Origin of the sequence: uncultured Mucilaginibacter sp., from assembly GCF_903913935.1 — a bacterium.
GTDB lineage: Bacteria > Bacteroidota > Bacteroidia > Sphingobacteriales > Sphingobacteriaceae > Mucilaginibacter.
This window is the reverse complement of record NZ_CAIWNH010000270.1, coordinates 1-23,351: the sequence shown is the minus strand read 5'-3', so window position 1 is coordinate 23,351 and position 23,351 is coordinate 1. Positions and strand designations below refer to the sequence as shown.

At 44.0% G+C, this 23,351-nt stretch carries 17 protein-coding genes; 3 read left to right on the top strand and 14 right to left on the bottom strand.

Going from position 1 to position 23,351, the window contains the following annotated elements; translation table 11 throughout:
* Positions 1–140 precede the first annotated feature (140 nt).
* Positions 141–761 carry an START domain-containing protein gene (locus QZY09_RS10695; RefSeq protein WP_295672214.1) on the top strand — a complete coding sequence of 207 codons (621 nt, stop codon included), beginning with the start codon at positions 141–143 and terminating at the stop codon, positions 759–761.
* A gap of 23 nt (positions 762–784) precedes the next feature.
* Here QZY09_RS10695 and QZY09_RS10690 read toward each other — a convergent pair whose 3' ends face one another.
* From QZY09_RS10690 to QZY09_RS10680, 3 genes are read right to left on the bottom strand one after another with little or no spacing between them, the layout of a single operon-like run.
* Positions 785–2,056: a serine hydrolase gene (locus tag QZY09_RS10690; protein WP_295672212.1), complete on the bottom strand. Its 1,272-nt coding sequence runs from the start codon at positions 2,054–2,056 to the stop codon at positions 785–787.
* A 23-nt stretch (positions 2,057–2,079) separates the two neighbouring features.
* Positions 2,080–2,580, bottom strand: a complete 501-nt coding sequence (locus tag QZY09_RS10685; protein ID WP_295672210.1) for an N-acetyltransferase — start codon at positions 2,578–2,580, stop codon at positions 2,080–2,082.
* Positions 2,567–4,030 (bottom strand): sodium:solute symporter, encoded by a 1,464-nt coding sequence (locus tag QZY09_RS10680; RefSeq protein ID WP_295672208.1) that lies wholly within the window; start codon positions 4,028–4,030, stop codon positions 2,567–2,569. Before QZY09_RS10680 ends, QZY09_RS10685 begins: the two co-directional genes overlap by 14 nt.
* 147 nt (positions 4,031–4,177) lie before the next feature.
* Between QZY09_RS10680 and mmuM the strand changes: the two genes are divergently transcribed.
* Positions 4,178–5,104, top strand: a complete 927-nt coding sequence (gene mmuM / locus QZY09_RS10675; protein ID WP_295672206.1) for a homocysteine S-methyltransferase — start codon at positions 4,178–4,180, stop codon at positions 5,102–5,104.
* On the opposite strand, the gene QZY09_RS10670 is transcribed toward mmuM, so the two are convergent.
* From QZY09_RS10670 to QZY09_RS10645, 6 genes are all read right to left on the bottom strand, one after another.
* Positions 5,079–6,224, bottom strand: coding sequence for a histidine decarboxylase (locus QZY09_RS10670; protein ID WP_295672204.1), 1,146 nt, complete (start codon positions 6,222–6,224; stop codon positions 5,079–5,081). The genes mmuM and QZY09_RS10670 overlap by 26 nt on opposite strands.
* A gap of 1 nt (position 6,225) precedes the next feature.
* Positions 6,226–7,620 (bottom strand): NAD(P)(+) transhydrogenase (Re/Si-specific) subunit beta, encoded by a 1,395-nt coding sequence (locus tag QZY09_RS10665; RefSeq protein ID WP_295672202.1) that lies wholly within the window; start codon positions 7,618–7,620, stop codon positions 6,226–6,228.
* A 5-nt stretch (positions 7,621–7,625) separates the two neighbouring features.
* Positions 7,626–7,955 carry an NAD(P) transhydrogenase subunit alpha gene (locus QZY09_RS10660; RefSeq protein WP_096356014.1) on the bottom strand — a complete coding sequence of 110 codons (330 nt, stop codon included), beginning with the start codon at positions 7,953–7,955 and terminating at the stop codon, positions 7,626–7,628.
* The gene (locus QZY09_RS10655) at positions 7,918–9,069 is read right to left on the bottom strand and encodes an NAD(P) transhydrogenase subunit alpha (RefSeq protein WP_295672199.1); all 1,152 of its coding nucleotides are present in this window, start codon (positions 9,067–9,069) and stop codon (positions 7,918–7,920) included. Before QZY09_RS10655 ends, QZY09_RS10660 begins: the two co-directional genes overlap by 38 nt.
* Positions 9,070–9,210: 141 nt before the next feature.
* Positions 9,211–12,783, bottom strand: a complete 3,573-nt coding sequence (nifJ, locus tag QZY09_RS10650; RefSeq protein WP_295672197.1) for a pyruvate:ferredoxin (flavodoxin) oxidoreductase — start codon at positions 12,781–12,783, stop codon at positions 9,211–9,213.
* Positions 12,784–12,811: 28 nt separating this feature from the next.
* Positions 12,812–14,428 (bottom strand): NAD(P)-binding protein, encoded by a 1,617-nt coding sequence (locus QZY09_RS10645; protein WP_295672195.1) that lies wholly within the window; start codon positions 14,426–14,428, stop codon positions 12,812–12,814.
* Positions 14,429–14,667: 239 nt separating this feature from the next.
* Between QZY09_RS10645 and QZY09_RS10640 the strand changes: the two genes are divergently transcribed.
* A complete protein-coding gene (locus QZY09_RS10640) occupies positions 14,668–15,297 on the top strand; it encodes a hypothetical protein (protein WP_295672193.1) in 630 nt (209 codons plus the stop codon).
* Positions 15,298–15,302: 5 nt separating this feature from the next.
* On the opposite strand, the gene QZY09_RS10635 is transcribed toward QZY09_RS10640, so the two are convergent.
* The 5 genes from QZY09_RS10635 to QZY09_RS10615 form a co-directional block, all read right to left on the bottom strand.
* Positions 15,303–17,732, bottom strand: coding sequence for a DUF5686 family protein (locus tag QZY09_RS10635; RefSeq protein ID WP_295672191.1), 2,430 nt, complete (start codon positions 17,730–17,732; stop codon positions 15,303–15,305).
* A gap of 287 nt (positions 17,733–18,019) precedes the next feature.
* On the bottom strand, positions 18,020–19,669 hold the full coding sequence (gene glgP, locus QZY09_RS10630) for an alpha-glucan family phosphorylase (RefSeq protein WP_295672189.1): 1,650 nt from the start codon (positions 19,667–19,669) through the stop codon (positions 18,020–18,022).
* A gap of 221 nt (positions 19,670–19,890) precedes the next feature.
* A complete protein-coding gene (locus QZY09_RS10625; protein WP_295672187.1) occupies positions 19,891–20,616 on the bottom strand; it encodes an SDR family oxidoreductase in 726 nt (241 codons plus the stop codon).
* Positions 20,617–20,739: 123 nt separating this feature from the next.
* The gene (gene rlmF, locus QZY09_RS10620) at positions 20,740–21,699 is read right to left on the bottom strand and encodes a 23S rRNA (adenine(1618)-N(6))-methyltransferase RlmF (protein WP_295672184.1); all 960 of its coding nucleotides are present in this window, start codon (positions 21,697–21,699) and stop codon (positions 20,740–20,742) included.
* A gap of 120 nt (positions 21,700–21,819) precedes the next feature.
* Positions 21,820–23,351 (bottom strand): cadherin-like beta sandwich domain-containing protein (locus QZY09_RS10615; protein ID WP_295672182.1); only part of this gene is annotated, 1,532 nt, incomplete at its 5' end.

Here is a 23,351-nt window from a genome sequence, read left to right as displayed (position 1 = left end):
TTTTGAATTATAAATATTAATTTTTTTACCGTTTAATACGCTTTTATAATAATTGAAGTTAAATAGTACACGATTAAAAAAGATAATTTAAACACTGCATCATTTTTAACGTTGTTTTAAATACCCCGAAAGTTTTGTTCATGAAAAAGTATTGTTTCATCTTAAGTTTATTCCTGCTTTGGTTTACCCAGGCGGTTGGCCAGGGAAAATGGGAGTTAAAAAAAGATGAGGATGGAATTGCCGTTTATACCCGTAAACCGGCCAAAGGAAATTTAAAGGAATTACGCGTAGTTTGCGAACTGGAGGCAACCAAAACGCAACTGATAAATACCTTGCAAAATATAGGCGATTACAACAGTTGGGTTTATTCGAACAAAAAATCAGAAATTATTAAAACGGTAAACCCAATGAATATCATTTATTATTCACAATCGCGTTTGCCGTGGCCCATAAAAGACCGCGACCTGATTGTTCAACTTACCATTGCGCCATCACAGGATGTTTTAAATATACAGGCAAAAAGCCTCCCGGATTATCTGCCCAATGAGAAAGATTATGTTCGTGTGCCGTATTCGTTGGCAGTTTGGAAAGTAACCCAGAGCCCCGACAATAAATTAAAAGTTGATTATACTTTCAGTGTCGATCCCGGCGGTAGTATCCCATCATGGCTGGTAAATGCCACCATAACAGTAGGCCCTTATAATTCCTTTTACAAACTTCGCGAAATATTAAGAGCCCAGAAAAGTCCCGTGATCAATTAAGACACATTTCTATTTCATTTGGCCTAATTCGCTTTACAATATGCCATCATCGCTTTAAATACCTGTGCCCGGATGGCATTAACGTTGTAATATTCTTTGTTTTCGATGAGCCCCATTTGCTGGCGATTAATGAGTAAAATGATAGAAACACCTGTTGAAGGCACCACACAAATGCTTGTACCAGTGAAACCTGTGTGCCCGAAAGTTCCTTCAGGGCCGTTTTTCATAAATGAATTTTCGGGGTCCATCATCCAGCCAAGGCCATTGTTAAATTTATCTTTCGTTAAAAAGGTATTGATTGTGTATACCGAGATAAACTGAATATCACCGACTTTCCCTTTATTTTTCAGCATATCAACCAGCTTTTGTATATCATCCACGGTCGAAAATATCCCCGCCGCCCCGGCCACGCCTTTTTCGGCATACCATGCGTTGCCATCATTCACTTCTCCTTTTAAAATATAATGGCGCCATCCGTTCCACTGGTTATGTTTAATTTCTTTAAATTGATAACCCAGATCAGGGTCATACACCATCCTATGTTCATAAGGGTTGCCAAAAGACGTTGATGCTATTTTAAAATCTTTGTTCTTTTGAAGCGGGTTATACATGGTATGCGTCATCCCCAATGGCTTGAAAATATTTTGCTCCTCAAACTGATCAAGAGATTGGCCGGAAACTGTTTCCACAATTTCGCCAAGAATAGTAAAACCAAGGTCGCTGTATTTGCGCTGCGCACCAACCGGGAAAGCCAACGGCAGTTCGCCAATCAACTTAAAAGTTTCCTGCTCATTGCTGGCGCGATAATAAAGCGGGTACCATTCATAAAGCCCCGCGGTATGAGTTAACAGGTGGCGGATAGTAATTCCAGCCTTATCAGGCGTTGTAAATGCTTTAATATATTTTCCTACCGGATCATCTACCTTAATAACACCCTTGTCAACCAATAACATGATTGAAGTGGTGGTACCCACCACTTTTGTAAGCGAAGCAATGTCAAACATATGCTCCGCTGTCATCTTTTCAGGATCAGCCAGCAATTCGTGCCGGTAATTGAATTTCTGGGCAAAACCATAGGCATGTTTATAAATTACCGTATCTCCTCGCTTTATTTCGATTACCGCGCCGGGTATTTTACTTTCATCTACCTGGCCTTGCAAAATGCTATCAATTTTATGAACCAGGGCTGCCTGGGCATTGTCCACGCTTTTCAGTTGCGCATTTGCAACGCCTTCTGTCAACAAAAAAACAATTACCAAAACGCTCAGTTTATAAATGAATTTAGTGTCAACCATCTTATAGATTCCATTATTAGTTATTAATCAGCGGATTTGGGTTGATAACCCGTAACCGGCCCGACAGTTTTCCGCAGCAGCAGTTCATCGAACCCGGGTTTTATAAAATCTTTTAGCTCGCCTATCAGCTCAAAGCCAAAATTAGTATAAAGGTGAATAGCCCCTATGTTAAACGAACTAACACAGATAAAAATATTTGGCGAATAGGCTAAAATACGATCTTCGCAAAACTTAAGCAATTGCGTTCCATACCCCTTGCCCCGGTAATTATTATTTATAGCGACGGTTTGGATATAGCCCTTAAAAGTTCCCTGTGGCTGCATAATTACGAACCCTATTATTTCTGATTCATATTTCATGATGAAGACTTCCCTGAACGACCCGCCAAAGGCTTTTAAACAATCGTCATAACCAATACCCAATGTTACCCACGGATCAGTTCCCGCCATTATCCCCGCGCAAACGGCAAAGTCAACAGGATCGGTAGTAAGTTCAATATTGAATGGGTTATCATGCGGCGGCATAACTCTTCTTTTTTATCAGCACCAAAAATAAAATGGTCAGCACAGCATTTACCAGGATATTCATAAAACCAAAATCAAACTGAAATTCGCTGATAAAAAACACATTTAATCCCCAGGTAACCAGCGCGGCACCCACGCAGGCCAGCGGTACAAATTTTTCATTTAACTGGATCTTTGAGAACAGGCCTGTTAAATACAGGCCTAATATAGGCCCATATGTATAACCGGCAATTTTAAAAATAGTATTAATAATTGCGCCCTGGCTACTCCAAAAAGCCATCACGATTAAAAACATCACCACGTTAACGCCCAGTAATACCCGGTTTTTAATTTTCTTTCTTTGCTCAACCGGCTGATTTTCGATATCCATAAAATCATAACTGAAAGCCGTGGTCAGCGCGGCAATACAGGCATCAATGCTGGCAAAAGTAGATGCGATCACCCCGATGAAAAAGGCGATGGCGCCTACCTGCCCGAAATAATGAAGGGTTAAAAACGGGTACAGACCGTCGGTATTTACAATTTGTCCGTCGGCCCTAACGAGTTTGATGCCATGCCGTTCAACAAAAATATAAAGCAACACTCCCAGGCCCAAAAACAGCGTTTGCGCGCCTGCTATAAAAAAACTAAAGGCCAGCACGTTCCGTTTGGCGCCTTTTACATTATTGATGGTTAGTGTTTTTTGCATCATGCTTTGGTCGAGGCCTACCAAAGCGACAGTTATGAGCAACCCTGAAATAAATTGCTTAAAAAAGTTGGAGCCTGAATGCACATCCCATTCGAAAAGTTTTGCATATGGGTGATGAACAATGGTGCTCACCATACCGCCAACAGACAGGCCCAGTGAATTTTTGATGGTGATGATGGAGACGATCATCACCGTAATTAAAAACAGCGATTGCAGGGCGTCGGTCCACACAATGGTTTTGATACCCGATTTATTGGTGTATAGCCAGATGAGGATTAACACGATAATTATCGTCAAAAAATATGGGATGTGCAGGCTGTCGAAAAACGCATATTGCAGGATTTTAATAGATAACAACAAGCGTAGCGCAGCACCGAAACTTTGTGATACAAGGAAAAACAGCGACCCGGTTTTATAGGTAACATTGCCAAAGCGGATGTTTAAATAGGTATAAATAGAAACCAGCTTTAGCTTGTAATAAATAGGCGTAAGCATAAAAGCAATAAACAAATAGCCAACGATAGTGCCCAGTATAAATTGAAAATAAAACAGGTTATTATTGCCCACATTACCGGGGATAGAAACAAGAGAAACCGCCGAAATCCCTGAACCGATCATCCCGAAGGCTACTAAAAACCAGGGCGATGATTTATCGCCATCAAAAAAACTGTTCGCCTTATTATGCCGGGACGTCAGCCTGGAAATGACCATTAAAAGGGCAAAATAGGCGAGGATGATGAAGAAGATTAAGGAAGCACTCATTTATTCCTCCGTTTTTTTTAGGGCGGCAAGCTAAGGTAATAAAAACTGTTATGCTTTGTTATTTGATTGTGGAGGTATTTTATTGGAAGTACACCGATAGTGTATTTCCTCTTCATAAATTGTTAATTTGCGATAAGTATCAGCAATATGAAAAACAAATTAGATCCGTTTATAAACGAGAAAGGATTTGTAATCCTGGACGGTGCAATGGCAACCGAATTAGAATCAAGGGGCGCCGACCTTAATCATTCACTATGGTCGGCAAAGTTATTGACAGAAGCACCCGAATTGATCAAACAGGTGCATTATGATTATTTACTGGCAGGGGCCGATGTGATCACCACGGCCAGTTACCAGGCCAGCTTTGAAGGGTTTGCACAGCATGGTTATTCAACAGAACAGGCGATAAAACTAATACAGCTAAGTTCGGAGCTTGCATTTAACGCACTCGAAGAAGCGATGAAAGTAAATCCTCGCAGCGTAACACCGCTGGTAGCAGCGTCGGTTGGCCCTTATGGCGCTTCGTTAGCGGACGGTTCCGAATACCGGGGCAATTATGGCGTAAGTATCGAAGATCTGAAAACATTTCATCGCGGGCGCATGAAGGTACTGATTGAAACCGGGGTTGATATTTTGGCGTGCGAAACTATCCCCTGCCTGGATGAAGCCATCGCTTTAAAAGAAGTGCTGGCAGAATTTCCGGGCACGCAGGCATGGATCAGTTTTAGCTGTAAAGATGATACCCATGTCAGTAGCGGCGAGAATTTTTCCGATGCAGTAAAACTATTAGATCAAGCCGAACAGGTAATTGCTATCGGTATCAATTGTACCGCACCGCAGTATATCGAATCACTGATAAAAATCGGTAAAGCAAATACAGGCAAAGCTATTTTGGTTTATCCCAATAAAGGCGAAGTGTACGATGATGTCGATAAAGTATGGCTGCCCGCAACAACACATCATGCACATTTTATTGATGATGCAAAGGTTTGGTATGCGGCAGGATCAACCATTATTGGCGGTTGCTGCAGAACAACACCTGGCGACATTAGCCAGCTAAAACAGCTGAGTTGAGCTTGCTTAATTTAAGATCCTCTACAAAGTCATCAATTTGCGCTTTATCTATCCCCGGCATACAAATAATATGCGCCCAATCGGAGCCTGATGCCAGCTGCCATTTTTTGATGAGGGCTTTATCTGGCTTGGGAATATTTACCGTTAAAGCCGATGGGTTTCGCCAAACTGCAGGTTCAACCTCCCTTAAAACCTTTTCGGCGTAAGCAGCAACCTCCAGGCTTTTTTGAGTTCTCTTTCTTAATCCTTCTACACCCAGCTTTTTGATCATATACCATAAAAAAAGCGGGGTGTGCCCATTGCGGGAGCCGGAGATAGTGGTGTCCATTGTACCTATATAATCTATCGACCGCGCGATCCGGTCACGGTGATTCTTTTTGGCGATCACCATACCGCAGGGAATAGGCGAACCAAAAAACTTATGCCCGCTGATGGCAATACTGTCTGCGCCATCGGCAAAGTCAAAAGCCGGCCTTGGCTCAATAAAAGCAGCATAACTGCCCGACAAAGCACCATCTACATGAATATAGTGATGCTGGATAGCCAGTTTTTTAAAGATGGTTTTCATTTTCCCCACATCATCCCGGGCCTCGGTCATGGTGGTACCAATGTTTGCAAGGATGATCACAGGCATTTGCCGGTTGATACTGATGGTTTTCTCTAAATCATCATAATCGATCTCGCCGCTTTCCTGCGACCGGATGGTGATATTGGGCATATTGAGCAAATGCAGGTTCTTTTGAACGCTGTAATGCGTGGCTTCTGAATTATAGACGATAGCTTTGGGATAGAGTTCCCTTGCCAGGTAAAGGCCATACAGATTCCCCTCCGAGCCGCCATTAGTTACATAGCCCCACCAGTTATCTTCCTCAGCCCTGAAGAGTTCCGCGAAAAAACCGATCACCTCTTTTTCCTGCGCTCTCGATCCTACGGTATAAGTGGACGGTATAAACGGATCGCCTACATTATTTAATGGATATTTGATAAATGGAAGCAGTTCGCTGAAGTCAAAATCTTTGGCAACAGGGTAACCCATCGTCATCGCGGATTTTGCGCCGATTTCTGCCAGCAGTTGTTTTAAGATCTCACTGGTTCCATCAATCAATAATTCCTTTTCCATATTATAACTCTTTAATCTGGGCGATCAATTGCTGTAAAACATCTTTTGCGTCACCAAACAACATCGAGGTATTCGGCATAAAAAACAGCCCGTTTTCAATACCTGCGTAACCCGGCCGCATGCTTCGTTTGTTTACAATAACCATTTTTGCTTTCGTTACCTGTAATATCGGCATCCCGTATATCGGGCTCGACGGATCATTTTCTGCAGCAGGGTTAACCACATCATTTGCCCCGAGGATAAGCACCACATCTGTTGAACCAAACTGCTCATTTGCGGGTTCCAGTTCCAGCAGGTCATCATAGGACACGTCGGCTTCGGCCAGCAAAACATTCATATGCCCCGGCATACGACCGGCAACCGGGTGGATGGCATATTTAACCTCGACACCATTATTCTTTAACGCTTTCTCCAGTTCGTGGCAGGTATGTTGCGCCTGGGCAACGGCCAAACCAAAACCGGGTACGATGATCACTTTATGGGCATAGCCCATAACCATGGCGGCATCGGCAGCGCTAATTTCTTTATAGGTTCCCTGCGGGCCTTTATCACCGGCAACGGCTGTCGCGCCGCCGCCAAAGGAGCCGATCAAAACATTTTGTAATGAGCGGTTCATCGCCTTGCACATTAAAATAGTTAATATAGCGCCCGCTGACCCTACTAAAATACCGCCGGTAAGCATAACCGGGTTATTGTATAAAAACCCTCCGAAAGCAGTGGCGATACCGGTAAATGAATTTAACAGAGATATAACTACCGGCATATCGGCACCACCTATCGGAAGCACAAAAAACACTCCATAGCTGAGTGACAGGGCCAAAATAATATAAAACAGTGTTAGCGAAGACAAGCCAATACCAAAGTTTAAAAAACCGCCCAACACGACGATAACCGCCAGGATTGCGAGGTTAAAGATATGCTGCCCCGAAAAAGAATGATCTTTAACTTTACCGCTAAGTTTGCCATAAGCAACCATACTGCCCGAAAAAGAAATGCTGCCTATCATCATACCGGCAACAATAACCAGCAGGCGCAAAGGTTCGGGCTCACCGGTCATCCGGCCAAATTCAACAATCGAGATGAGCGCGGCGCATAAGCCCCCCATGCCGTTAAAAATACTCACCATTTCGGGCATGGCGGTCATTTTTACTTTACGGGCCGCCAACGTGCCAATGACGGTTCCGATAATTAATGCCCCGGCTATCCAGCCATAATTATGCAGGTGTTCGCCGTTTGACTGGTAAAAAAAGAGTGTTCCGAAAATGGCGATTGACATACCGGCAGCCGATACAAGGTTACCCTTGCGTGCCGTTGCCGGGTTGGATAACATCTTTAGCCCAAGGATAAACGATACGGAACCGATGAGATAGCAAATTGATAAAATATAAGTTTCCATATGAATTAGCCTTGTTTTTTTGAATTCCCTTTTCCTGTTTTAAACATTTCAAGCATCCTGTCGGTAACTACAAAGCCACCTACAACATTTAATGTACCCACTATCACTGCTAAAAAGCCTAATGTTAAGGCCAGGTAGTTATCGGTTGACGCTTCTCCCATAACGATGATGGCGCCGATAATGATCACCCCGTGAATAGCGTTCGCTCCGCTCATTAGCGGGGTATGCAATACCGAAGGAACCCGTGAAATAACTTCTATCCCTAAGAAAATGGAGAGTATAACGATATAAAATTGTTCAAGATTGTTGTGTATGAAGCTGAGTAACGTTTCCATGAATTTGATTTGCGTTGATGATTTTGGAAATAACTTTTCCGTTATTAGTGATACAGGTGCTGTTGATGATATCGTCCTCAAGGTTAAGGTCGATAGTGCCTTCTTTACTGATAAGCAGCTTCAGGAAGTTAAGCATATTGCGGCCGTACGCCCTGCTGGCATCCGAAGGCATGGTAGCCGCAAGGTTTGAGTTGCCGATGATGCTCACATTATGATGAACTACCGTTTCGTTATCTTTTGTAAGTTCGGAATTGCCGCCTGTTGCAGCGGCAAGGTCGATGATAACTGAACCGGCTTTCATGTTTTCAATCATTTCTGTGGTGATCAAAACGGGAGCCTTTTTGCCGAAGATCTGGGCGGTAGTAATTACCACGTCAGCCTTTTTTATGCTATCGGCAATTTTTTGTTTCTGTCTTTGTTGAAAATCCTCTGTCTGGGTAACTGCATAGCCACCGGCTTTTGAAGCATCGGCCGCGCCCTCTACCTCCACAAATTTTGCACCCAGGCTTAATACTTCTTCTTTGGCCGCGGCCCTGGTATCAAATACCTCAACCACCGCGCCTAACCTGCGGCAGGTGGCTACAGCTTGTAAGCCCGCCACACCCGCACCCAGAATTAATATTTTTACCGGCGGAATACTGCCCGCAGCAGTCATCATCATCGGGAAATAACGTGGATATAAAGATGCTGCCAATACTGCGGCTTTATATCCGGCAATGTTTGATTGCGAGCTTAATATATCCATGCTTTGCGCCCTGGTGGTGCGGGGCAGCATATCCAAACTAAATACGGTATTATTTTGCTGCAGCCACTCATCTACCAGTTCGGGATGGTAAATGGGCTGATAGAAGCCAATAAATACTTTGTTTTTTACTGATTGAGGGACATCTTTATAATGAATCCCCAGCACCATGGCAGCTCCGTCAAAAATATCAGCTCTTGATTTTATTTCAGCTCCGGATGCTTTGTAATCATCATCCAGGCAAAACGATTTTGACCCGGCCCCCTGTTCAACCCAAATCGTATGTCCGCTTTTTATTAATGCGGCAGCCTCAACGGCCAGCAGGGAAACCCTCGTTTCAAAGAACGGTTCCTTTAATATTCCTATTACCATAAAATTTATAAAAGTTAGGCTTATAATGGTGAAAATCCTGATAGATCAGCAATAATGTAAACTTAGCAATTTACCGGATTTGTCACACGCCTTTTTACCAAAATATTCTTATTGTTACATTAATTTCTTCATTCCAATACCTTAACCCACAGGCATAAATGCCTCTGCTTTCCAGGTGGCCATATCTTCGTAGGTTTTCCAGCGCAGGTTTACCTGTTCCTGTGCGATCCCCAGCAAATGTTCTGCTTCTTCAGGATGCGAAGCCCGCAGCGAAGTATACCGCAATTCATTCAAAGCATAATCCTTAAACGCCACGGTGGGCCGCGGGGAATCCAAAACAAAGGGATTCTTTCCTGCTTCGCGCAGTGCCGGGTTATACCTGATTAAAGGCCAGTAACCGCTATCTGTCGCCAGTTTTTGCTGATCGAGGCCTTTTTCCATGTTAATCCCGTGGGCAATGCAATGGCTGTAAGCCAATATCAGCGATGGCCCGTTGTAAGCTTCTGCCTCACGCATAGCCAGTAAAGTTTGCTGCGGGTTGGCACCCATAGCCACCTGCGCCACGTAGACATTGCCGTAAGATATTGCCTGCAGGGCAAGGTCTTTCTTACCCACCTTTTTACCTGATGATGCAAATTTGGCTGTTGCGGCGGTTGGTGTCGCTTTTGACATTTGCCCGCCGGTGTTGGAGTACACTTCCGTATCGAGCACCAAAACATTCACATTACGCCCGGTTGACAGCACATGGTCTAGACCGGACGAGCCTATATCATAGGCCCACCCATCTCCACCAATCAGCCATACGGTTCTGCGGACCAATTGATCCGCAACCGACAATAGCTTTTGCGAAAGAGGATTGTTCAAGGCCGATAACCTGGCTTTTAAAGCATCAACTCTTTTGCGTTGCTGTTTGATCTCCGATTCTAACTGTTGTGGGGCATGTAAGATCGCGTCTGCCAGCTCAACACCGATAAATGGCTTCATCTCTTCCACCAGCATTTTTGCCACCGCGAGTTGTTTATCGGTTGACACCCGCATCCCCAGGCCAAACTCTGCATTATCCTCAAATAAGGAATTTGACCATGCCGGCCCTTTATTGTCTTTATTTACAGTCCATGGTGTAGTTGGCAGGTTGCCACCGTAAATAGACGAACAGCCTGTAGCGTTGGCTACCAAAAGGCGGTCGCCAAATAACTGGGTGATCAGTTTGATATAAGGTGTTTCACCGCAACCAGCGCAAGCGCCTGAAAATTCAAACAGGGGTTCAAGGAATTGTGATCCCCTTACCGAAGAAAAATCGACGGCGGCCCTGTCGTTTACGGGAAGATCCTCAAAAAACCGGATATTTTCCCTTTCGGTAATGGCATCAGGTTTTACCCTGAGATTGATCGCTTTTTCGTCTTTGGTACCCGGAATAATTACGGGACAAACCTGGGCACATAAGTTACATCCGGTGCAGTCCTCAAAATAAACCTGTAAGGTATAACGCGTTTCCGGGAAACCACGTGCATTAATAGGTGCCGACTGAAATTGGATCGGTGCGGTTTCAATATAATCCTTATGGTAAAACTTGGAGCGGATAACACCATGCGGGCATACAAAACTGCAATTACCACATTGGATGCAGGCTTCGGGTTCCCAAACGGCTACTTCATCCGAAATATTCCGTTTTTCCCATTTGGTAGTGCCGCTTGGGTAAGTACCGTCGACAGGCATCATACTCACTGGCAAGGAATCACCATGACCAGCCAGAAGAACCGAAGTTACCTTTTGCACAAAATCAGGCGCTTCTGCCGGAACAATGGCCTCAATGGCTATCGTGCTGGTAGCATGGTCCGGAACTTTTACTTCGAATAAATTTTCCAGGCTATCATCAACTACTTTAAAGTTTTTCTTTATAACTGAATCTCCTTTGGATTTATATGATTTTTTGATTGATTTTTTGATTTGGGTGATAGCTTCATCAAAAGGAAGCACCCCTGACAACGCAAAGAAACAGGTTTGCATTACCGTATTGATGCGCTGACCAAGGCCAGAAGCATCGGCTACAGCATTAGCGTCAATCACATGGAATTTTATTTTCTTTTGGATGATCTGCTCCTGCATATCGCGGGGCAAAGCATCCCAAACTTCATCTTTATTATATGGGCTATTGAGCAGGAAAACAGCCCCTTCTTTTGCACGTTGCAGCAAATCTGTCTTACCTACAAAATTAAATTTATGACAGGCGATGAAGTCGGCGCGTTCAATCAAATATGGCGCGCGGATTGGGTCTTTCCCAAAACGCAGGTGCGAAACGGTTTGTGCACCAGATTTACGGGAATCATAAACAAAATACCCCTGGGCATTGAGACCGGTTTCTTCACCGATAATTTTTATGCTGTTTTTGTTGGCCCCTACGGTACCATCGGCGCCGAGGCCAAAGAATAAGGCGCAAACCCTGTCGGCGGGCTCTATGGTAAAGCTGGTGTCATAGGAAAGGCTGGTATGGGTAACATCATCATTTATGCCGATGGTGAAACCATTTTTGGGCGATGCCGCTTTTAGTTCGTCAAATATCGCTTTTACCATTGCCGGGGTAAATTCTTTGGAAGATAAGCCATACCTGCCGCCAACAATCTTTGGCATTTGGGGGATAAGGCCATTGCTAAAAGCATTATATAGGCCGGTGACAATATCCTGGTATAAGGGTTCGCCACCGGCCCCGGGTTCTTTGTTACGATCAAGTACGGCAATTTTATTTACCGAAGCAGGCAATGCTTTAAGTAAATGCGCCAATGCAAAAGGACGGAAAAGCCTGATCTGTATTACACCTATCTTCTCCCCTTCTGCCTGCAGCCTTTTCACAGTTTCGATAACCGTTTCGGCGCCGGAACCCATTATGGTAATGATTCTTTCAGCCTCCGGGTCGCCGGAGTAATCGAATGTTTTATAATGACGGCCTGTTAGTTTGCCGAATTTATCCATCTCATCCTGAACAATGCCGGGGGTTGCTGAATAATATGGATTTACTGTTTCGCGGCCCTGGAAATACACATCCGGGTTTTGAGCAGTACCCCGTATAAAAGGGTGATCAGGATTCAGGCTGCGCATCCGGTGTGCAAAGATCAAATCATCATCAATCATTTCGCTGATCTGGCTATCAGGTATCAGGCTGATCTTATTGATCTCGTGCGAGGTACGGAACCCGTCAAAAAAATGAATGAACGGGATCCTTGATTTTAAAGTAGCCGCCTGGCTTATCAAAGCCATATCATGTGCCTCCTGCACGGAGGCCGACCCAAGCATCGCAAAGCCTGTAGTACGGGCCGCCATCACATCTGCATGATCGCCAAAAATAGAAAGCGCCTGTGCCGCAAGTGACCTGGCAGCCACATGGAAAACCGTTGAGGTAAGCTCTCCGGCAATTTTATACATATTGGGCAGCATCAGCATTAATCCCTGCGAAGCGGTAAAGGTGGTGGTCAACGCCCCGGTTTGCAGCGCACCGTGCACCACACCGGCAGCGCCGCCTTCGCTTTGCATTTCAATTACTTCGGGCACATTGCCCCATATATTATTTACGCCGGCCGAACTCCATTCATCAGCAAATTCCGCCATCGTCGACGCCGGGGTAATGGGGTAAATGGCACAAACTTCGTTCACCCGGTAGGCTATGTGGGCTACTGCTTCATTGCCGTCGAGGGTTTTTACAACAGGTTGATTATCTGACATTTTTATTTCTTTTTAAAAGATTTGGATGTTAATACCCTTCTGCCATCTCAATCGCATGGCAGGGGCATTGCTCGTAACAGGTGGCACAGCCCGTGCATATATCATAGTTAAACTGGTAGCGCTTGCCTTTGCCCAATTTAATGATCGCACCTTCAGGGCATGAGCCGAAACAACCATCACACTCGAAACAATTTCCGCAGGACATGCATCTTTGTGCTTCGAACAGTGCTTCTTCCCGGGTTAGGCCGGCCTTTACTTCATCAAAGTTGCCCTCCCTCAGTTCGGCGGGTAGTTCGGCTTGTTCCTTTTGCGGGGCCTGGGTAGTGTACCAGCGGTGTAAACGTTCATAATTTACAACCTCATGCTTTGGCGCGGGTACATATTGTTCCTGTGTCAAAAAGCCATTGATATAGCGGGCCGCTTTTTTACCATGTCCTATGGCAATGGTTACACTCCGCTCTCCGGGGACCATATCGCCGCCGGCGAAAATGCCCTGGCTACCTGTCATCATATCCGGGCCAACTATTACTGTACCATCCGGCTTAAATGCTATCCCGGGCACATCGCGTAAAAAGCCGGTATCCGCGTCCTGGCCTAAGGCAAGGATCAGATTATCGGCTTCCAATGTTTCAAATTGCCCTGTAGGTACAGGTTTGCCATCCTCAATCTTCATGATCTCGACGGTGAACGTCTCCCCATCCATTTCCTTTATGGTACGCAGCCAGTTGATCTTTACGCCTTCATCTAAAGCTTCCTGCGCTTCAAAATCATGGGCCGACATGTTTTTGCGGTCGCGGCGGTAAATAATCATAGCTTCGGGCACACCCAGCCGCTTTGCGGTACGGGCAGCATCCATAGCAGTGTTTCCGCCCCCATATATGGCCACCCTGCGGCCGAGCTGCGGGGCATTGCCTTCTTCCACCTGTTTCAGGAACGATACGGCATCCAGTATTTTGCCGGCATCCCTGCCCGGAATATCAATTTTTCTTGAAAGCTGTGTTCCGATGGCGATAAACACGGCATCGAACTTTCCTTCTTCTTTTTCGCTTAAAACTTTATCAACTTTATGATTAAAAACCATCGAAACACCCATATCCTTTATGCGCTCCACTTCCTGTTCCAGCTCTTTACGGGGCAACCGGTATGCCGGTATGCCGAAGTGCATCATACCGCCGGACATAGGGCCCGCTTCGCGGATCTCGACATAATGCCCCAACCGCGTCAGGTGGTAAGCAGCGGATAAGCCACTGGGGCCGGCGCCTATAATTAGTACACGTTTACCTGTCGAGGCAGCAATCCCTTCAATTTTCCATTTGTTTTTAATGGCTTCATCACCTAAAAAACGCTCAACCGCATGGATACTTACTGTGCTGTCGATGTGGGCACGGTTGCATTGTTCTTCACAGGTATGATAACAAACCCTGCCGCAAACAGCGGGCATAGGGTTATCGGCCATTAATACCTGCCAGGCGGCTTCAAAGTTTCCGCCCTGGGCCAGTGACAACCAGGCCTGGATATTTTCGCCGGCCGGGCATATTTTATTACATGGAGGTAACAGGTCTGTATAAACAGGGTGCTGCTTTCTAACCGGACCAGTACCCTCTCCGTGGCTCCTGAGATTAGGAGGGAAAGTAATGTCATTCATAATATAAAATTATATAAAGCACAACCTGTTTTATGTGCACATCGTCATGAATAATAATGACATTGGTCACTTATCAAAGCACCTGGAGGAACTTGTTAAATTGGATGTAAAAAGACGATAATATCCCAGGGAAGGCTATCTAAATTGGTCAACTATGTGATTTAACTCAAATGGCCGGATGATCTGTATCATTTAACAACGAATTTGGTTTAGTATCTTAGCTTTTTATAAATAAAAATATGTGGTGGCAATACATGCTGGTTTTTTTGGGATCATTCTTATTTGATGTGGTACCCATACCTTTTCCGCCGGCTTTTACCATTATGGTTTTCCTCCAGATAGAATTTGGGCTGGATATATGGTTGGTTATCGTCATCGGCGTAATCGGTTCAATCCTGGGAAGATATATCCTCACCTTGTACATTCCTTTTCTGGCGGGAAGGATATTTAAAAAATCAAAAAACGACGACGTTCAGTTTTTGGGCGAAAAAATGAAGGAAAACGGATGGAAGGGCCAGATGGCTATACTTGCTTATACTTTACTCCCACTGCCTACCACTCCATTATTTTTGGCCAGCGGCATGGCCCGGATTAAAGGCATTTATATTATCCCCGCTTTTTTGGTTGGCAAATTTACAAGTGATGCCATCACCGTGCATTTGGGGAAATATGCCTCTGAAAATATCGGATCTATCATGCAGGGTGGCTTTTCATGGCAATCAATAACAAGCCTGGTGCTTGGGCTCTTTTTAGTGTGTGCAGTTTTATTTATTGACTGGCGCTCACTTATCCAAAGGAAAAAATTCACGCTAAATTTCAGGATATGGAAGCGAAAAGAAGTTATAAACGATATAAATAATACGGTTTAAACCTTTTAAAAACCGGGGAAATTATAAGTAAGCCTGAAACCCTGGATAAGTTTGGTAAACTTGCCAAACGCCAGGCCATAGTCCAGCCTTAACAATGTTCGTTTCACACCTACATAAACTTCCTGATATGCAGGCAGAGTTCCCTGGGCAAGATAAGAGCCTCCTATGATCTCTTCAAGGTGAAGTTTTTTAATCAGCGGAACACGGCTGAATAATATCCCGGTAAAGTTATGTTCAGCATGCGCTTCAAAAAAAGCTTTATCGGTGCTATAGGTATAGTAATTTAAAAAATGAAAACCACTGGATGAGGCATCATAAAAAAAACTTTGCCCACCGTGAAAATGGTAATAATCCGGGTAATAAAGGTTCCGGGTGTTTAAAAATTTACCGGCGGAAAATGAAAATGCGCTGTACCCGTAAATCCCCATTTTTAAACCATTCAAAAAGAAGTCGGCCGAAACCATATCATAATCCACTACTGAGCCGAACGCAGGTATGCCTTTACGGTAATTTAGCCTCAAAATAGGATATTTGGCTGCTAAAATAAATTTACCTTCGGGTGTTATGGCATATTGCTGATTAAATGTGAATGTGACCGATCCACGAAACGTGAAAGCACGATAATGCGGAAACAAAGGTATTTTTGAATTGGGATCAATCGGGTTATTTGACGTGATATCTACACTGTCCCTGTTAAAAGTATGCGAGGTGGTATTGAATAATGAATTTCTGTTGGCGTATTCGAACTCTCCGTTCAGTAAAACGCCATTTGCGATTTCTCCGCTTGTTCCGGCCATCACGAACCTCGACTGGTAAAGTTTGAGATAGTTGTTACCAAAATACAGGGTACTTAAAGAGTTTAAGAACAAGCTTAATGACCCGGTATTATTGAGGTCGAGAAAATCGGAGCCGGCATGAATGTAAACAGTTGCCTTCCGGAAGGAGTTGTATACGTAATTGGCGAGCACATTTGCATTTAACTGGTGATCGGAGAATCCATATCTGACATCAGGTATAATAGAAAGGTTTTGTTGCCTTGCGTATATGTGGGTATATTTAACTTTAAAATCAGCACCCCAGCCTTCTACGGTGTTATAAAAAAAGGTATTAAAAGGCGATGGAATTGAAATTGATGTACTGTTATTGTCATTACTGATGGTATACCCCCAAAGCAAATAAGGTAATAGCCTGAAGTGGTTGTTTTCGCGCTTAAGGGAATCGGTTAAACCGGTATTTGGTTGGAAACTTGCAGCAGGTTTGCCCAGAGTATAGAGCTTTTCTTCACCCTGTGTAAGTATGAGCGGCCTGTTTTGCTCCCAAAACCTGTTATCCTTCCGATAATCTTTAACTGGGTAATGAAACTTCGCCACATTGGTTTCATTCTTTAGCGTATCCGGATGAATATCCTGGTATACATGCAGTAATTGGCCCGAATATTTAAAACCTAAAAAATTACCATAATAATTAAACTGTATGGCCTGGGTTAGCCAATTGCCACCGGCCACCGGGACATATTGCTGACGAATACTAACAGAATCAATAAAGTCGATATGTGCATCAAGCGACAAACGCAAATCGGCGGCATATAGCAACCATTCTTTATCAACAATATAAATTGTACCACTAAAAAGATGCTCATTTTTTCTGACAGGTGATACGCTGACCTTGTCGATCAAATAGCTATGGTCAGCAAACTGCGCTATTAATTTGTACCGGTAGTATTTTACGGCCCGTGCTGATAATGGCGAAATGAAGGCATGCTCATTAAATCGGTTCAGATATAAATTATTTTGATAAAAGTCAATGTGCAACTCAGGCACCTTATTGAAATTGAAAATATCCCGGCTATTTTTAGTAATGATACCCGCGGTTATTTGCGAGCCATCATAATTTTTTGACTGTGTTTTAAAAGATGCCAACGATTCCGAAAAGTTAATAATACCCTTTCTGTCGGGGCTCATGTGCATTTGGTACGCCACTATATTTTTTATTAATTTTTTGGGCACAGCGTTTAGCCGCTGCAGTTCACGCGAATAAAGTGTACCTGAATAAGCATCAGGTTTACCAGGGATATTTTGCCTCGCTATTACCCGGCTGATAATAGAATCTGCATTGCCGGCCGAAGGGTTGGTGCCTGCTACCCGCGATAACTGGATATCAAGCTTAGCCTGGCTGCCTTCAATATTTATTGTTCTGACTAAAGGTAAAAAACCGGGCGAGCGAAAATCAACTGTATAAACACCGGGACCTAAATTGAGGTAGTAAACACCGTCTTCATTTGTAAAAGTGCCCTTGTGGATACTATCTACCCAAACTGAAACAAAGGTGATATGATTCCCCTTATCATCAGAAATGATTCCGCTAAGCCCGGCACTTTGCGCTGAAACTTGTAAGGAAAGAATAACAACCAGTACAGAAATCCAGGCAATTCGCATGAGTTATTTGTTAATGGGTTAAACTGCATCTGCAACCAGGATAATAAAAAACCGGCAAAATAAAAACAGCATCGTTTTTCAATACAAAGTACCTTTAATATCGATTGTTTTTATATGACAGCGGGCAGCGATAAAACTGATACCCATCATAAATAAAACGCAAAAGGGTGTCTATTGGTTTTAAATCTTTTCTGTTTCCCGGAAGCCCGCCCGAAGTACCTATCAATTTGAAAATAAAAAAAGCCTTTGATCTTCCGACCAAAGGCTCCTTCAATTTATAGTTTAACTTAGTTATACATTTTTGCGTAATACTCATCCACCATACGGCCCGAATCGAATTCAGGCACAATATCAGTCGCCGCTTTTCTTATAATTGCATGCCATTTCTTTTTATCTTCATAGTACATTGGCAACACTACATTTTCAAGCGTATCCATCAGGTTTTGAGCCTCAATATGATTAGTTTCATCGTGCCAAAGGCCTTGTATAGCCGGTTGTATCACAAAACTATTTACCTGGTCAACGGCAAATTCAGGCACCCACCCGTCGGGTAATGAAAGATTGATACTACCGTTAAATGCTGCAGTCATTCCGCTGGTTCCGGAAGCTTCGCGGTACATGCTTGGGTTGTTCAGCCAAACGTCCGCCCCCTTTTTTACAAGTGCCGACAGGCCAAGTTCGTACCCCGTAAGCACCGCGCAATTAGCCAACGGTTTTGCCCTGCGGATGATCTGGTTAAACTGTTCTATCGCCCCAAAATCTTCGGGATATGGTTTACCCGCCCAGATCACCTGTACCGGGTGTTTACTGTTAAAAATCATTTTGATGAACCTGTCCCAATCGCGCATCATCAGATCGGCACGTTTGTAACCGGCAAAACGCCTCGCCCAAACAATAGTGAGCACATTTTCATCAAATATTTTTCCGCATTGGTCAGCCACCACTTTAAAAAGATCTTTTTTCATTTCTTTTTTACGGGCTGCAATGGTGGCATCGGAATTTCCGGCCAACGCTTTTTCCAGCTTTTCGTCTTTCCAGTAGGTTTTATTCTGTGCGTTGGTAATCGCTATGATATCACAGATGCCTTTGTTATCCTTCCACATATCCCGGGCCACTTCTGCATGCATTTTGGATACGCCGTTGGCTTTATGTGCAAATTTTAAAGCAGCTACGGTGTAGTTAAGGAAATCGCCATCCAGACCCAGGATGTATTTTACCTCATGTGATTGCAGGTGATAAAAAAACGACATCTCCTTTAGCAAGTCATAACGGTGCGATTCATTGCCGGCAGCTTCGGGCGTGTGTGTCGTAAATACCACTCTCTTTTTAACCTCATCCAAATTTTGAAACTTTGAATAAAGGTAAAAATTGAGGGGTAACGAATGCCCCTCGTTCATATGATAAATATCCCGTTCTAACCCGAGTATATCCATCAACATGGCGCCGCCAATACCTAATATAATAGACTGGGCTATCCGGGTTGCTTCGTTTGAATCATAAAGACGGTAAGTAATGGAACGCGAGGCTTCATCATTTTCGTTCAGGTTGGTCGTCAGCAAAAATAACGGTGCTGAACCAAATGTTTCAGGCTTTAACAGGTAGGCCTTTACGTGTACAGGCGAATCATGTACTGGCACGGTGAACATGATTCCGGTATCTTGTAAAAAAGCATATTGCTTTTCAACATACATCGGTTTCATATCAGCGTTCATGTCGCGAAACTGGTCGTAATAACCATATTTCCATAACATGCCTATGCCAACGGTATTTTGTTTCAGTTCGTAAGCACTCCGTAAATGCGAACCGGCTAAAAAGCCTAAACCGCCACTATAGATCTTTAGCGCCTGGTCGATGGCAAACTCCATAGAGAAGTAAGCAACTGCTTTATTATATTTGGGGTCGGGTGTGTACCCGAAAATTTCTTCTTTTGATACCATGATAAATAGCGTTTTTTAAAGCGGCAATATTAAGCTATATAAGCGGGAATTAAAACCCAATGCTTTTAAAATTTAAATTATACATCATGCAAATAATTAAAAATCAACTGATTAGTTTGGATATCCCTGTTTATTATATAAAAAAACCAGCGTATAATACGCTGGTTTCACAAAGAGTATAAGTTCCATTATTATCAGATACTGAACCAACCGCGTCCGGTTTACGCCGGATTCAACCGGTTAAAAGCAGCCTGTATTTCCTGATGTGTGCCATTGGCCATTGCTGCACTGAAGCCGAAGGTAATTTCGGTTTTTCCTTCCTTTAACTGCTCAAAAACGGAATCGATAAAATCGCTTACCGGGGGTTGTGTATCATGAAGGCCTTTGCCACCAAGATCAGTATTCAAAGCAGGCGGGATCAATTCGATCACCTCTATATTTTTTACTTTAAGTAAATAGCGCGATGACAGTGTAAATGAATGAAAGAATGCTTTGGTAGCACAATATACCGGCACTTTGGCAAACTGAACAAAAGCCAGGCCCGAGCTCACATTGATGATCGTGTTCAAAGATGGCAAATTGCTGAAAAGGCCTGTCAGGTGAACCGGAGCTTCGATATTTGTGGTGATCTCATCTTTAGCGCGCTGAAAAAAATCATCATCGCTGATGTTCATCCATTGTTGTATGCCCGCGTTGTTAACCAGCACATTCAAATCAGGATGATTTTCGGCTACCCAGTTGTATAATTCAACGCGTTCCGCTTCAATACCTAAATCGCATACTTTAGTAATCACTGATGGGTATTTTTCTGTAACTTCTTTTAAAACCGATTCGCGCCTGCCACATATAATTACGGTGTTATTTTGCTGTATAAATCTTTCAGTAAGCCCCAGGCCAATGCCGCTTGCACCCCCGGTGATCAGTATTTTATTGTTTGATAGTTTCATTTTATTTGATTTTTTATGATACAAAGGTGCAGCAAAAACCAGGCGGGGTGGTTGCAAATATCAATCTGTTGTTTGCAAAATTCAAATAATGGCGAAGCGTGAAAATTGCAGAATACAGGTTTCCTACCAGTAGGTCTTTCGCCAGTCCGCTTGTTCTGCCGGGGTTAAAAATGTCCAGGCCACTATGCGGCTTGTTTTTTGCCCATGCATCATGCTGATGGTTTTTACATCCAACGCGTTTACTGCTTTGAGTGCTTTATAAATAACGGGGAGCGTATCTTTTTTGGAAACCAGGGTCGAGAACCACAAACACTGTTGTGCCACCAGAGCGCTTTGCTCCACCATGCGGCGTATAAATCCGGCTTCGCCGCCATAACACCATAGCTCGGTCTTCTGTCCGCCGAAATTTAAGGCCGCGTTTTGTTTAGCAATCCCCAATTTTTTCCATTTGGTAGCTGCAGACAGCTGTGCTTCCTGCAAGGAAGCATGGAAAGGCGGGTTACAAATAGTGATGTCAAAACCTTCGCCATCTTTTATAATTCCTTTAAAAATATTGGCTTTATTGGTTTGAAGCCGGAAAATGATCTTATCCTTAAGCCCCTCGTTTGCTGCCAGGATCTCTTTGGCCGCCCTGATGGCCGCCGGATCAATATCTGTGCCCACAAACCGCCAGCCATATACACTGGCGCCAATTAAAGGATAAACGCAGTTTGCACCGACGCCAATATCCAGCACATTTATTTTTTTACCCCTGGGAATTTCGCCATTATTTATATCTGCTAATAGGTCAGCGGCGTAGTGGAGATAATCAGCCCTGCCCGGTATTGGCGGGCAAAGATAACCTGCCGGGATATCCCATTTATTAACTCCGTAAAACTGTTTTAACAATGCCTTATTGAGCACTTTCACTGCATCCGGGTCGCTAAAATTGATGGATTCCGCATCAAACTGGTTCAGCTTAACAAAGCGGCGCAGTTCGGGCGTACCTTTCATCAGCTGCTTAAAATCATACCCTAGCCGGTGCGAATTGCGCGGGTGCAGGTTTTCTTTTTCGGCGGGAATTGGTAGTTGATCTGCTGGCATTATTGATATAAGGAAGCGGAAAATACTCCTGATACAAAGCTACATAAAACGAACCGGTAAAACAGAATGGGTTGTCTGCGCAACTTCACTTTTATGCGGGGCACAAACCTGAGCCATTATTTACCATTTAAGAATTAAAAAACCCGATTTTCGTTTAACTATACCTGCTGCCTTATATTCAAATTCATAAAAATAAGTGCCGGACATTTGCCTGGTACCATTTTTATTCGAATGCCCGTCAAAAATCCCGGCCGAGTTATTATAACCATACTTTTCAAAAATCACCTCGCCGTTTTTGTTCATGATCCTTAGTCTATTGTCAGGATAGGCCCCAATTCCGTCAATCATCAAAAAATCATTGACGCCGTCTCCATTGGGTGATATAGCCTGGTGAACACTAACCAAATCTGGGAGCAGCAGTCCTTCGGTCGGTGTTGCAACGCTTACAGACACGTAAACACTATTTGCAGAAGGCATAGCCCTGGTAATAATTAATGTGTATGTTTTGGATGTTGTCCCATTTTGCGCGGTTGTTTTTATTAATATAGTATCTGTTCCGACCGGTAAAGAAATAGGAACCGATGCCATACCTGATTTTGCAAACAGGTTGTTTACCGTTATGGTCGCATTCGTGTCCGCTGCTGAAGGCGTCAAAGTTATTGCCGTAACTGCATTAGCTATATTAGCGGTATAGCCCATTGTTGTGGCTGCAAAAACCGGCGACAATGCCCCCGAACTTAACAATAACGAAATAAGGTTTGCATTTGAGCTTTTTGCACGATTGACAGTTACCGCATAGGTTTTCGTGGAAATCCTATCCTGTGCAAGGGTAACTATATTAATAGTATTGGCGCCGGCATTTAATGGAACTGCCGACGATAACATACCTGACTTCACCTGCATATTGTTTACCATTACAGTTGCATTGGAGTCGCTTAATGTTGGTGTAAAAGCAATTGAATTAACACTATTAGCTACATTGGCAACGTAACTGGTCTTTGTTGTTGCAAAAACCGGCGCGAGTGTGCCAACACTTAATGCCAGGCCAGCGAGACCCGCATTAGTAGCGGCGGCCGTCCGTGTTATCACTACTGCATAGGTTTTTGTTGTTATCCCGTCCTGCGCCATTACGGTGGTTGTAATCGTATTTGTACCGACGGACAATCCAATTCCCGATGACGCCGTGCCCGATAGCACCGCAGCACCATTAACCGTTATTGTTGCCGTAGCGTCGCTGGCTGTTGGCGCCAACGTTAATGAACCTACTGTATAGGGCACTGTTGCCGTATAAGCCACCCTCCCCGGCGCAAAAACCGGCGTTAACGTACCGTTGCTTATTGCCAGGCCGGAAAGGCCCGCATTTGTGGACGGTGCAGCTCGCGTTATCACTACGGCATACGTTTTTGTGGTTACCCCGTCCTGTGCAGTTACCGTGGTTGTAACTGTATTATGGCCAACAGATAATATAATATCCGAAGATGGCATACCAGACTGTACCGGGGAACCATTGACTGATACCGTTGCTGTAGCATTACTAACTGTTGGCGTTATTTTTAATGAGCCGATTGCATATGCCACCACTGCCGTGTAGGAAAAACTCCCGGCAGCAAACACCGGCGTTAAGGTGCCGTTGCTTATTGATAAGCCGGCAA

Coding starts and splice junctions, on each gene's coding strand:
- QZY09_RS10695 (WP_295672214.1), top strand. CDS start 141: ATGAAAAAGTATTGTTTCATCTTAAGTTTATTCCTGCTTTGGTTTACC.
- QZY09_RS10690 (WP_295672212.1), bottom strand. CDS start 2,056: ATGGTTGACACTAAATTCATTTATAAACTGAGCGTTTTGGTAATTGTT.
- QZY09_RS10685 (WP_295672210.1), bottom strand. CDS start 2,580: ATGCCGCCGCATGATAACCCATTCAATATTGAACTTACTACCGATCCT.
- QZY09_RS10680 (WP_295672208.1), bottom strand. CDS start 4,030: ATGAGTGCTTCCTTAATCTTCTTCATCATCCTCGCCTATTTTGCCCTT.
- mmuM (WP_295672206.1), top strand. CDS start 4,178: ATGAAAAACAAATTAGATCCGTTTATAAACGAGAAAGGATTTGTAATC.
- QZY09_RS10670 (WP_295672204.1), bottom strand. CDS start 6,224: ATGGAAAAGGAATTATTGATTGATGGAACCAGTGAGATCTTAAAACAA.
- QZY09_RS10665 (WP_295672202.1), bottom strand. CDS start 7,620: ATGGAAACTTATATTTTATCAATTTGCTATCTCATCGGTTCCGTATCG.
- QZY09_RS10660 (WP_096356014.1), bottom strand. CDS start 7,955: ATGGAAACGTTACTCAGCTTCATACACAACAATCTTGAACAATTTTAT.
- QZY09_RS10655 (WP_295672199.1), bottom strand. CDS start 9,069: ATGGTAATAGGAATATTAAAGGAACCGTTCTTTGAAACGAGGGTTTCC.
- nifJ (WP_295672197.1), bottom strand. CDS start 12,783: ATGTCAGATAATCAACCTGTTGTAAAAACCCTCGACGGCAATGAAGCA.
- QZY09_RS10645 (WP_295672195.1), bottom strand. CDS start 14,428: ATGAATGACATTACTTTCCCTCCTAATCTCAGGAGCCACGGAGAGGGT.
- QZY09_RS10640 (WP_295672193.1), top strand. CDS start 14,668: ATGTGGTGGCAATACATGCTGGTTTTTTTGGGATCATTCTTATTTGAT.
- QZY09_RS10635 (WP_295672191.1), bottom strand. CDS start 17,732: ATGCGAATTGCCTGGATTTCTGTACTGGTTGTTATTCTTTCCTTACAA.
- glgP (WP_295672189.1), bottom strand. CDS start 19,669: ATGGTATCAAAAGAAGAAATTTTCGGGTACACACCCGACCCCAAATAT.
- QZY09_RS10625 (WP_295672187.1), bottom strand. CDS start 20,616: ATGAAACTATCAAACAATAAAATACTGATCACCGGGGGTGCAAGCGGC.
- rlmF (WP_295672184.1), bottom strand. CDS start 21,699: ATGCCAGCAGATCAACTACCAATTCCCGCCGAAAAAGAAAACCTGCAC.